A 12,386-nucleotide genomic window follows, 5' to 3' on the forward strand; every position below is an offset into this window, starting at 1 on the left:
TAACTGTTAAAAGTAATGATTATATTTAAGAAAATGAATTTTCCGGAAGATGGAAGGACATGATTATTTGGCACTTGTAGAAAAAATTATCGAAAGCCGTTCGTTTGGACGGTCGGATACGTATGCCAATCTACTCAGATACCTGATGACTTGTTCCTTGGAGGATCGGGTTCCCAAGGAGGCAACAATTGCAGCTGAAATCTTTGGCAAGACCGGATTTGATCCCTCCCAAAGTACCTTGGTCCGGGTATATCTTTATAATCTTCGGAAGAAACTGAAAAAATACTATTCCCAAGAAGGAGCCGAAGATCCCGTTGTATTACATATACCAACGGGCAGCTACCGGATTGAGTTTACCTCAACTGAATCGCAACCAACTTTTTCCAAAAGCGCAACTTCTTTCTCAAAGAGAACAGTTCTCATCGCACTGCTAGCTTTTGCTGTTATCACGCTCGGATACTTGCTTTTTCTGGAAAAAGATAGCAGGCATTCTTTTAGCAAAGAACCTCTTTGGCAGGATTTACTGTCTGGGGATCAACCTACCATGTTGCTGCTTGGGGATTTGTTTATTTATACCGCATTTGATTCAGCTTTGGGCACAACCCGAATTCTACGGGACACACGTATCAATTCACGACAAGAATTTGATAGCTATCGGGAACAACACCCAGACATCGCCAGTGAACTTGGAACATTGTCCTATGGGTTGCTTATCCAGTCAAGTGCCTTGTGGATTAAGCGGCTGACGGAGATCTTCCATGCTGCAAAAAAGGATTATACCATACGTATGGTTTCCCGCTTTAATCCGAAAGAACTGCAAGACTACGATATAATGGTTGTCGGAATGATCAAAACGCTTGGGATCTTTCGTTCCTATTTTGCCAATTCGGCGTTCAGATACGATATCGATGATGATGCTTTGGTTTTGAAAACCTCCACAGATGGAGAGGGAACTGTGTATAAACCATCCGGGGATCCGGATGCCTACCATACGGACTATGCCGTGATGGCTAAATTTCCCGGTCCCAATAACAACACCGTGTATCTGTTCGGTGGAATCTGGGACACAGGTGCTACCCAAAGTCTCAAGTGCTTTACAGATCCCCGTTTGCTGGAATCATTGAAGGCTGAAATGGTAAAAACGCTGGGAGAAGTTCCGGAGTACTACGAAGTATTGCTGGAGGTCAATGGTGTGGATAGGATGGAACTTACGCCGAAAATCCTTCAAGTTCATGCTATTTCCAATCCATCGGCGATTTGGGCGGCAGGAAGATAAACCACTAAATCAATCCCTCCACTCCAAATAGTTTAAAGGCCAGGATATTTCCTAAAGTAGGGGATATTCCCACTATCAGGTTCCAAATTCTTTAAAAAAATTATTCTCCGCCTCAACTGTACCAATCAAAATTAGCTCTACTCCTTCGGAAATGATGTCTGTTGGTTCGGGGTTTATTTTCATGCCTGTTTCGCTTTTGATTGCAATGATGGTACAGCCCGTTTCTTTGCGGATATTGCTCTCGGCAATACTTTTGCCTACCAATTGCTCGGGAGCTTTTACCTTTATCAAATCCAATCCCTCTGCCACCATTAAGGTGTCGCTTCTTTTAAGTAGGTTAAGTATTGCATTGGCTCCCATGGATGCATAGGAAAGGACAAAATCCGCCCCGGCCCGGTGCATAGTGGCCAAGTTTCTCTCCAACGTAGATCGGGAAATCACCTGCATATCAGGACGTAACTTACGGCAATAAACAGTCAAGTACACGTTTACATCATCGTCATGGGTAGAGATAATAGCACAGGGTGCCTTATCAATGCCTGCTTTCAGCAACACTTCGTATTCTGCCGCATCCCCAAAAATATATTTTTCATCATTAAGAATTCTATCCGGCAATTTCTCGACGATCCGATAGTCCAAGCCTCTCTCCAACAATGCCCTTCCGGTAGCCCTTCCTACCCTGCCGCCGCCAATGATAAGTAATGGTGCTGTTTTGGTTTTTTTGATACAGAAGTTTTTGTTATACAACTCGATCTGTTTTGATGAACCCGCCAAAACTAACACTGTATTTTTGTTGATTACCGATTCAGGCTGTGCCGCTTTAAATTTCCCCCGTTCCCACACACCCAAAACATTTACGCCCACAATGGCCCTTAGCCCGGTTTCACGTAGCTGCTTTCCAACTAAAGAAGAACCCTTTACGGAGGCTTCGGCAATTTTTAGCGCTCCAAATTCCCCGATAATCTGAGCGGAGGCATCTCCTCCACTCGCTCTTCTAGCAAGATAAATACCCATAATTTCACCCAGCCTGATAACGTGTGTACAACCAGCCAACTGCAGAATGTCCTCAGAAGCCTCAACATTGCAGGTGGCTATAATGGGAACTTTTAAGCTAACTTCCCTGACGGTAAATGCAACCCCAGTATTCACAACATCTGAGGCAGTAGTTGCCACTAATGCAGCCTGCTGCACATGCAACGCTCTATAAGTCTCCGGATCATCAAGATCCCCCAGCATTACCTCAATATCCATTTCCCGAAGCCGTAATCCTTCGGCATAATCCCTCACCAATACCACGTAGGGAAAGTTTATCCTTTTCAGTTTTTTGATCAATGCCTCCGCTACCGGATCAAATTTCGTAAGCACCACATGACCCTTTATACTATCTGGTAATTTCCTTGGTACCCGAGCTTGTTCTTGTGCCTTCATCCAAGGGGAATAGAAAAAATTAATAAAAGTAAAAGGAAACAGAATTAACAAAAACAGCATCCCCGTCATCAGTACGATGATACTAAATGTTCTTCCCAAATCCCCATCGAAAGTAATATCACCAAATCCCAAGGTCGACATTACGGTTAGCGTCCAGTAAAATCCCGTAATCCAAGAAAACTCCTTTCCCTCCCGAAGCATCAAGAGATGAAAACAGATGGTAAAAAAAATAATTATCGCCAAAAGAACAGCAGAAAGCTTTATCAATAGAAGCAGATTTCGCTGTTCAGGCTTATTCTTCAAAAAGAAACTAATTTGGGTAAAAAGGATTTTCATGCTGTCTCGCGGCGAACGGGATACGGTATAGACACAAGATTAAGCAATCCACTTGGCATAAGAAATAGTTTGAAAAAAAATTTAAGCAGTCTACTGGTTTCAACCGCTAATTTTTTTAAAAAAAGGAATTACATTTCAGAAAAACAAGTCGTACATTTGTACTGGAATAAAACGTCATGCGACTAGGAAGTATTCATGCCAAAAATAAGTTGTGCAAAACCGTAAATGGGTTTTTGCGATTGATTGGTGTGGCCATTATATTTTTAACGGTTTCCTCTTTTGCATCCTCAACTTTTATTTCGAAGATAATTGCCACTCCGGAATTCGAAGGGCAGGAAAAAATTCAATCTCCTACTCCAGATATTTCCATATTCAATTCTCTCTTCATGGTAGCATTGGAAGTGGAAGAAGTTGAGGAATCCAAAGAGGAACGACATGAGGGATCTACCCATTCGTTCATCTTTTGCTCACCTTCTTTTATTACGGCAAATAATCATCTTTTTTTTAAGGAAGGTTTTTCAGCAGAAAATAGGATTAACCCTATGCTGGAAATTCCTTTATATATATTATACCGAAGTTTGAGAATTCCCTTTTTCTGATTAACTCAACCGAAAGCTATAAGCATCGGCATTTTATTACGTATTAAATTCACTATAAACACATTTCACTATGGCGCATCCTGTGTCATTTGACCTGCAGCATACTTTGCATGAATTGGGTCATTACCTGCCTGCACAGGCACCACTTAAGGACTTTGTCCATCACAATACACTCCACGCCTTTCAGCGTCTTCCATTTCATAAGGCCGTTCAGACGGCTTCCGAAAATTTCGGTTACACCGTGTACTGGAATCTTGAAAAATACAGGGAATTATATCACCGAAACAAGATAAATCCTGAGATACTCGACAGGATCATTATTTCCCATAAAAGTGCGGATGAACTTTCGCGCTGGAGACATCTTCTTCTTCACAGTCCTTTAGCAGAGTTCTCCGAACCTAAAATTGGTCAGCTGAGAATACTATGGAAAAAGCACTTTAATCTGAATCTAGATAAAGAGGTCCATCAAAACCTCTTCCGAATTATTAGTGCCTATTTGGATCAAGGAATTTCGATTTGGAATTTCCCAGTTGAGTCCAAAGGTCTAGTAGCTGGTATACGGACGTTGGAGAAAAACAGTTTCAGCTCCTTTATAAAAAGTAAAAGAGCCCGTCAATTATTATTCAACAATCAAACTAAAATAGAGGACTTGTTGGACGTCTTGGTGGGTAACACCGATAGGTACGCCCAATACCTTTTCGACCAACAGTTTGCCCATCCCGGATGGTCGGGAATGGTATCCGTCCTTGAAAATCATCCGGAGTCTTTACTGGACAAACGGGTCATCACCTTAAAGGACTTAATTTTTTTGGAATGCATCCTAGAAATTGATGCACTTGACCGAAGACGGGGAAGCAATTGGAGTGCGTTGGCGGCCTATATCCCGGACCATCTGCCCGGTATATTGGATGCACCGATCTATTCAGAAATAATTGAAATTCATAAATTGTGGCAAGAAGCCATGGAATGGACATACTACGATCAGGTGATCAAAGGACTACAGCTAGGGCCCGAGAAAGAAGAAAAACCTACAACTACTCCCCCGTTTCAGGCACTTTTCTGTATCGATGACCGGTCCTGTTCGATCCGCAGGTACGTGGAGCGATTTGCTCCGAACGCAAGCACTTTCGGAACCGCTGGATTCTTCAACCTTCCCTTTTATTTCCAACCTGAGCATGGGAAGTTTATGACCAAGGTATGTCCCGCTCCAGTCACACCCCTACACGTCATCAAGGAAAGCGAATCCAAATTACGCCATCAGAAGGATGCACATTTCAGCAAGCATACCAAGGGGATCTTTGGTGGGTGGGCCATCTCTCAAACGATGGGGTTCTGGTCGGCCCTAAAGCTTGCCAAAAGTATATTCTTGCCATCAGAAACTCCGGCCATGGTTTCTTCCTTTCATCACATGGATCCCAATGGCAAACTGACCGTATCATGTAAAAATCCCGACCACAAACATCATGGACTTCAAATTGGATTTACGGTAAGCGAAATGGCAGCAGCTATGGAGGGACTATTAAAAAGCATCGGATTGGTAGCTGATTTTGCCCCATTAGTCTATATAATGGGTCATGGGGCGAGTTCGGTGAACAATACCCATTATGCCGGCTATGATTGTGGAGCATGCAGTGGACGCTCTGGTTCTGTAAATGCGCGGGTAGCCGCCCAAATTGGTAATAACCCTGAGGTACGAATAATACTTGGAGAAAGGGGAATTCAAATCCCCCATACTACCCAGTTTGTCGGAGGGTTGCATGATACTACTAGGGACGAAATGGTATTTTTTGACTTAAAGGTGCTTTCTGGCGTGAACCGGGTCCTCCATGAGCAGAATTTACAGGTTTTTGAAACAGCATTGGACTATAATGCAAAGGAACGGTCCAGGAGATTTCAAACTATTAATTCCAAACAGGCTGTGAAGAAGGTACATGACCAAGTGAAGCTCCGTGCCCTGTCTCTCTTCGAACCTCGGCCGGAGTGGAATCATGCCACGAATGCCCTTTGCATAGTTGGCAGGAGGGAAAACAACCGCCATCTCTTTTTGGACAAGAGAGCTTTTTTGAATTCGTACGACTACCGTATTGATCCGGAAGGGACTCATCTATTCGGTATCCTTAAAGCCGTGGCACCTGTCTGCGGAGGAATCAATTTGGAATATTATTTTTCCAAAGTGGATAACCAGCGACTTGGTGCTGGTAGTAAGCTCCCACACAACGTGATAGGGCTAATCGGTGTTGCTAACGGCATGGGTGGAGACCTAAGAACAGGCCTGCCCCAACAAATGGTAGATATACACGATCCATTGCGTATTCTAATTACGGTAGAGCACTTTCCTGAAGTGATTCTTAAAGCGATACAAACCAGTCAAAGTACCTACGAATGGTTTGCCAATGATTGGGTGAAACTAGTTTGTATTAATCCAGAGTCCAAGCAAGCCTTGGTTTTTCGCGATGAGAGGTTTGAAGTCTATGAACCCATTACCCAGACTATTCGGTCAGTACATGATTTGGACGGCCTATTGGAATCAACCGGTGAAAATCTCCCTGTCTTTCTAATTGCATAAGCTATGATACATCAGCTAACTATTAGTTCATTCGTAATCCTGCCCTTGCTTGCATTTGTAATTTCCCTTTTACTACCAAAAAGCAAGGAATCCGGTTTTTCCATGGTTGCCTTTGGGATGATTAGCTTACAGCTGCTTACCGTGACGGGATATATAGGATATTGGATGCTTTCAGGAAGCATCCCAATCGACATTCCAGAATTGGAGCTTTATAACAATGGAGACTATCGGTTTTTGTTGGACCTTTATTTTGATAGCATTGCGGCAGTTTACCTGTGGGTTGGGTCTTTCATTACCTTTCTTATTACACGCTACAGTCGATTTTATATGCACTTAGAAAGCGGTTACAAACGGTTTTTTAATACGCTGCTCTTTTTCTACTTGGCATATAGCTTGACTGTATTGGCGGGAAATTTCGAAACCTTGTTTTTTGGTTGGGAAATGCTGGGAATCTCCTCGTTTCTGCTGATTGCATTCTACAGAGACCGGTATTTGCCAGTACGAAATGCGGTAAAAGTCTTTTCCATTTACCGGATCGGTGACATTGGGATAATTCTGGCGATGTGGGCAAGCCATCACCTTTGGCATGAGAACATTGCTTTTATCTCCTTCTTGGATGAGAAGTTAGTGGCGCATCACTTAGTAGCTCATGAGGGAACCGGGCTATTTATTGCCGTATGCTTGTTAGTAGCAGCTGCTGCTAAATCCGCCCAGCTTCCCTTTTCATCTTGGCTTCCCAGAGCAATGGAAGGACCTACCCCCTCTTCTGCGATTTTCTACGGGTCACTGTCGGTACACTTTGGCGTATTTTTGCTACTAAGGACCTACCCTTTTTGGGAACATCAGCTCATCGCGAGAATCCTTATCGGACTGACTGGGCTGATCACGGCACTGATTGCATATCCCATAGCCCGGGTCCAGTCCACTATAAAAACCCAAATTGCCTATGCCTCCATCGCACAGATAGGTATCATGTTTATCGAAGTGGCACTCGGACTGGAAACCTTAGTGTTAATTCACTTTGCGGGAAACGCCTTTCTGAGAACCTACCAGCTATTGGTATCTCCCTCTGTAGTGGCCTATATGATTCGGGATAAATTTTACCATTTCAAACCCAGAGAGATAACACTTGAAGACACTTTTCCCAAAAAACTGGAGTATAGCCTTTACATGCTCTCTCTGAAAGAATGGAACCTGGATCACTTCTTTAATAAATGGGTGTTTGGTCCTGTCAAAAGAGTGGGTAGGAAGCTTGACTTTCTTACTCCCCGCAATCTTATGTTTATCTTTCTTCCAGTCTATGCTTTCGGTCTACTTCTTTATTTCAATCAAGAATATATTCCGATGGAAGTGCTTCCTTATATGCCGGCCCTTTTCGGGTTTTTGGGAATGTTACTTGTTTTCAAGGCTTTCTCGGAAAGGACCTACCCGCGACTTGCTTTGATGCTGGTGATGGCCAACCATTTTTGGATAGCCCTAGCTGTGTCATTTAATGAACGTTTCGATTATGCCCAAACCCAAATCTATCTCAGCGGGGTAATAGTCGCCGGAGTTATTGGCTATTGGGCGTTGAATTCACTTAGAAAAAATGAACCCAACCACTTTGACTTGAATAAATATCATGGCCATGTTTACGAATATCCCAAATTGGCCCTCGTATTTCTGATCGCCGCTTTAGGCGTGATGGGATTTCCTATTACTCCCACCTTTGTCGGTGTAGACTTATTGTTCAGCCATATCCATGAGGATCAGTATTTTTTGGCTGCATTTGACGCCATCAGTTTTGTTTTCGGTGGTATTGCCCTAATTCGGATTTATGCCCGGCTGTTCCTCGGGCCCCATGTAAAAAACTATCATCCAACTGCATTAAAGACTTCCTAAGATCTAAAATTATGGACAAACAAAAATCAGAAGTACCCCAAGCGGAACTTGCGGGGCTTCGCCAGCATTGGAAATCCGACCTGATTGCAGGATTTTTAGTATTTCTGATAGCCTTGCCACTATGCCTTGGGATTTCCATGGCTTCTGGTTTTCCCCCCGTTGCCGGGATTTTCACAGCCATCATAGGCGGCTTGGTGGTCACCTTTCTCGGTGGTTCTCAGCTCACTATCAAAGGTCCTGCAGCCGGGTTGATCATCATCGCATTGGGGGCTGTGAACGAATTGGGAAAAGGCGACGCACTAGTTGGATATAGAATGACGCTGGCCATAATCGTAGCCGCTGGCATACTTCAGATCCTATTCGGATGGATTCGGTCGGGGGTTTTGGCCGATTTCTTCCCTTCCGCCGCCGTCCACGGAATGCTTGCAGCAATCGGGATCATTATCATCGCCAAGCAACTGTTCACTATGATAGGAGTAAGGCCGGAGGCCAGCGAGACTCTAGAGCTGTTTGCCGAATTGCCTCATGCCTTCAAGGAAATCAACCCCGATATTGCCATCATAGGTGGTCTTAGCTTGTTGATCATGTTTTTATTTCCTTTGTTTAAAAACAAGTTTTTGAAAATGCTACCGGCTCCTTTGGTTGTTATTCTCGTGGCTATTCCTCTGGGAATCTATTTTGATCTGGAACATGAGCATAAATATCTCTTTCTCGACGGGCACGAATATACTATCGGACCGAAATTTTTGGTGACACTCCCTGATAACCTGCTATCGGCAATAACGTTCCCGGACTTTTCGCAGCTTCTTTCTTTGACTTCCTTTAAATATATCATCATGTTTGCTTTGGTAGGAAGTTTGGAATCGTTGCTAAGCACCAAGGCAATTGACACCTTGGATCCCTATAAAAGGAAATCCAATATGAACAAAGACCTGATGGGAATAGGAATAGGCAATACCCTTGCGGGGATGATTGGAGGCTTACCCATGATTTCGGAGATCGTGCGAAGTTCCGCCAATATCAACAATGGAGGAAAAACAGTCTGGTCCAATTTTTTTCATGGGATTTTTTTACTGATTTTTGTTGCCTTTGTCCCGTTACTGATTCACCAGATTCCATTGGCAGCACTAGCCGCCATGCTTGTCTACACGGGATTTAAACTGGCATCTCCAAAGGAATTCCAAACCACTTATAACATTGGATCAGAACAGTTGCTCATTTTTCTGGTAACGATTGTAGCCACATTGGCCACTGATCTACTTCTGGGAATTGGATTGGGTATCCTGACCAAGCTTATCCTACATCTGTTAAGCGGGCTTCCTATAAAATATGTCTTTAAACCACTTTTTACTGTTCGCGCAGAAAGTGAAAAAGGAGAATACACCGTTTCAATCTACCATTCGGCAGTATTTAGTAACTACATCAAGCTGAAAAAATTTCTTGACACTATTCCCAGACGCAAGGTCATCGTCCTTGATTTTACCAATTCCAATTTGGTAGACCATACCGTCATGGAAAATCTACATCAGTATCAACATGCATATACACATGATGGGGGAGAATTTAAATTGGTGGGCATGGGCCATTTACAAAAAAAATCAAGCCATCTTTTGGCAAGTAGATCCCTCAAAAAATCTAATGAGAAACCAAAAGCCAATTGACACTGGTAAACAACTAAAAATCTGTAAAATCTGCAACTTTTTTCAATAAATATGTAACAAACTTTCTGTTCAATATTATGAATTTACTTGTTCAAAAAAAAAGAGATGATTAGAAAAACCCGCATTCTTATTTTAACTGTGTTGATTGTAAGTTCTTTTTCAACTGCTCCCTTTCAAGCCGTTGGAAAGGATATGTCAAACAAAACATCTTCTGTGCCTGATGCTACGGCCCAAGCTATGGTCTTGCGTTTGCAAGAAATAAAAGAACTTGATATGTCTACATTGGACAAAACTGAAAAAAAAGAGCTGAGGTCCGAGGTTCGTGAAATCAAAAAAGAACTTAAGAAAAATGGAGGTGGTGTCTACCTGTCAGTAGGTGCCCTTTTAGTTGTAATTGTACTCTTGATTTTACTTCTTTAATGGCGGAATAATTTAACCCGGATTATACACAAGAATTTCTAATGCGGACTTAAAACGCTTTAAAATCAGTCGCCTCACTTCACATTTCGAGTTCTTCGTAGGGGTAACTACGCCTCACTCACCGAAATGACTGGTTTTAATGCGATTTTAGTCCCCGTAACGAAACTTAAACCATAATCCAGGTTAAATCTGGAAATTTGTAACTTGCCACTAAAAATGAAATTAGAAGCCGAAGGCACAGGAAGTTAACATCCTGTGCCTTCTTTGTTAAAAAACAATTGGATAGCTTTAAAATGATCTCTAATATCAGTATATTTCCTACTCACTACCACTTTTTCATCTAGAGGCAATTTCGATTTTTAATATTGGTTTTGACTTTATATTAGAGGTTTTGAAGATATATATCAAATATATGGTTAATATCCGCTGTAAACTCATTGTCCAACAGGAGTTGGAAAAATTAGGCATCCCTTATTTTTCTGTCGAACTTGGTATGGTAGAAACCAAAGACCCAATTTCCGATCAACAGTATATTGATCTAAACTTGTGCCTCAAACGTGTCGGGCTCGATATCTTGGAAGATAAAAGAAGCATACTGATTGAAAAAATCAAAAATGTTATCATCAAAATGGTATATTACCATGAGGAGCTTCCGAAAAGTAATTATTCCGATTACATTAGTGAAAAGCTGGGATATGACTACACATACCTTTCCAACATTTTTTCAGAGGTAAAAGGAATTACCATCCAACAATTTATAATTATTCACAAAATTGAAAGGGTTAAAGATATGTTGCTATATGATGAGCTCAATTTGACAGAGATCGCTTATAGACTGAGTTACAGTAGCGTATCCCATCTATCCAATCAATTTAAAAAAATCACCGGACTCACTCCTTCCTATTACAAGCGGGTTAGAGAAATCCGATTTGACGATAGTGAAAAATAGCGTGGTTTATGTTAAGAAAAACCTTTCAGGTATAGTTGATAATCAGTTGTTTGTTCAGATTAAACGGGTGAAACCTGGAAGGTATGCGCATTTAAGGTTTCAAATAAAACTTATTCGGTAACCATTTTTAAAGATACTTAATGAAACAAATTCCCGTTTTTAGATGTATTCCTATTCAAACTGTCAAAATGAAGTTCATCCCTGTTTTTTATAGAGGTTTACCCTCATCAATTTTATTGTTTGCACTCAGTTATTGTGCCCAACCAAGTGAAATTAATGGAGACCATAAAAATGATGTACCTGTGGATACGACCTCTGGTTTGGAGGAGTATGGGACAGGTAATCCGATCGAATCCGATTCATTGCTCGAGTTAAGAAAATTCCTGGGTATATCCACATATAGATTAAATGAAATTGAACACCACTTAGATCAAATCAATAGCGAGTTTAATACTGACAGGAAAAATCTGACCCTTACTGTTGGAGGCGAAGTTTTCCAATTGAATAAGAAACATCTCGAATTAAAGTCAAAAGTCAGGGAGTCGGTAAACTACACTGGTACCTCGTGGTTAGCGTTTGAAGCAGCGCTAACCGCCGAACTGGATATGTTGGAGGAAGCCATTTCTAATTTCAAAGAAATGAGAAAGCTCGATTTAGTGAAAAATTAATCGCTAGGTAATTCGCAAATTGTCCTGAGCTTGGATAAAAATTTTGGAAAGCAAAAAAAGCCCAAAGGACTTAAATCCTCTGGGCTTTTTCAAATTTAATGATAGTTCACTACTGCGAAATTCTTGCTCTGGCCCTCATTGACACTATGCTTTCGTTGTTGTCTAAAATCACTTCAAACAGGAATGCAATTTCAGTAAATCCGGAGCTAGGCACCGTTACCGTAGTTCCTGGCCTTTTTTCTCTAAACTCTTCCAACGTTGTAGTGAACACCACCCTGTTTCCGTTTCCAGGAATCGGCGCATCCACATAATCGCCGGAGCTATTTAGCGTAGCTATGTTGATAGCTGTACCGCCAGCGGCAACTTTTCGAATTTCGGTTATGGTTCTCCCAGAATTTTCGGGAATTTCCATGACGAACTCAATCGTTTCATTCTGGGATACTTCCACAAATGGGTCGTGTCCAAATGTAGTAGCATTGGTAAACATCAGTGGGACCTCAGGACGGTTATCCCTGTTAAAGGTCCCGAAATCCTCTTCGCAGGAAACGAAGCCCACAAGTACGAATAAGGATAATGCGATATTTAATATATATTTCATTTTC

10 protein-coding genes are annotated in these 12,386 nt (G+C 41.9%); 8 read left to right on the forward strand and 2 right to left on the reverse strand.

The annotated features are described in order from the left end of the window. Window positions 1-49 precede the first annotated feature (49 nt). The gene (locus FQ608_RS02740) at window positions 50-1,276 is read left to right on the forward strand and encodes a hypothetical protein (protein WP_158856250.1); all 1,227 of its coding nucleotides are present in this window, start codon (window positions 50-52) and stop codon (window positions 1,274-1,276) included. A gap of 75 nt (window positions 1,277-1,351) precedes the next feature. Here FQ608_RS02740 and FQ608_RS02745 read toward each other — a convergent pair whose 3' ends face one another. Further along, window positions 1,352-3,007, reverse strand: a complete 1,656-nt coding sequence (locus FQ608_RS02745; RefSeq protein WP_234364020.1) for a potassium channel family protein — start codon at window positions 3,005-3,007, stop codon at window positions 1,352-1,354. 209 nt (window positions 3,008-3,216) lie between these two features. Here FQ608_RS02745 and FQ608_RS02750 point away from each other — a divergent pair, with 209 nt between their 5' ends. From FQ608_RS02750 to FQ608_RS02780, 7 genes are all read left to right on the forward strand, one after another. Continuing rightward, window positions 3,217-3,639, forward strand: a complete 423-nt coding sequence (locus FQ608_RS02750; protein ID WP_158856252.1) for a hypothetical protein — start codon at window positions 3,217-3,219, stop codon at window positions 3,637-3,639. Between the two features lie 70 nt (window positions 3,640-3,709). Further along, window positions 3,710-6,205, forward strand: coding sequence for a YbcC family protein (locus FQ608_RS02755; RefSeq protein WP_158856253.1), 2,496 nt, complete (start codon window positions 3,710-3,712; stop codon window positions 6,203-6,205). 3 nt (window positions 6,206-6,208) lie between these two features. Beyond that, entirely contained in the window at window positions 6,209-8,086 is a 1,878-nt protein-coding gene (locus FQ608_RS02760; RefSeq protein WP_158856254.1) for a proton-conducting transporter transmembrane domain-containing protein, read from the forward strand. A gap of 11 nt (window positions 8,087-8,097) precedes the next feature. Next, a complete protein-coding gene (locus FQ608_RS02765) occupies window positions 8,098-9,747 on the forward strand; it encodes a SulP family inorganic anion transporter (protein ID WP_158856255.1) in 1,650 nt (549 codons plus the stop codon). 105 nt (window positions 9,748-9,852) lie between these two features. Next, on the forward strand, window positions 9,853-10,167 hold the full coding sequence (locus FQ608_RS02770) for a hypothetical protein (protein ID WP_158856256.1): 315 nt from the start codon (window positions 9,853-9,855) through the stop codon (window positions 10,165-10,167). A 412-nt stretch (window positions 10,168-10,579) separates the two neighbouring features. Continuing rightward, a complete protein-coding gene (locus FQ608_RS02775; RefSeq protein ID WP_158856257.1) occupies window positions 10,580-11,116 on the forward strand; it encodes a helix-turn-helix domain-containing protein in 537 nt (178 codons plus the stop codon). Window positions 11,117-11,304: 188 nt separating this feature from the next. Then, window positions 11,305-11,784: a hypothetical protein gene (locus tag FQ608_RS02780; protein ID WP_158856258.1), complete on the forward strand. Its 480-nt coding sequence runs from the start codon at window positions 11,305-11,307 to the stop codon at window positions 11,782-11,784. A 109-nt stretch (window positions 11,785-11,893) separates the two neighbouring features. On the opposite strand, the gene FQ608_RS02785 is transcribed toward FQ608_RS02780, so the two are convergent. Then, complete coding sequence (locus FQ608_RS02785) at window positions 11,894-12,382, reverse strand: hypothetical protein (protein ID WP_158856259.1); 489 nt, start codon at window positions 12,380-12,382, stop codon at window positions 11,894-11,896. Window positions 12,383-12,386 lie beyond the last annotated feature (4 nt).

Source organism: Lunatibacter salilacus (genome assembly GCF_009797935.1).
GTDB classification, from domain to species: Bacteria; Bacteroidota; Bacteroidia; order Cytophagales; family Cyclobacteriaceae; genus Lunatibacter; species Lunatibacter salilacus.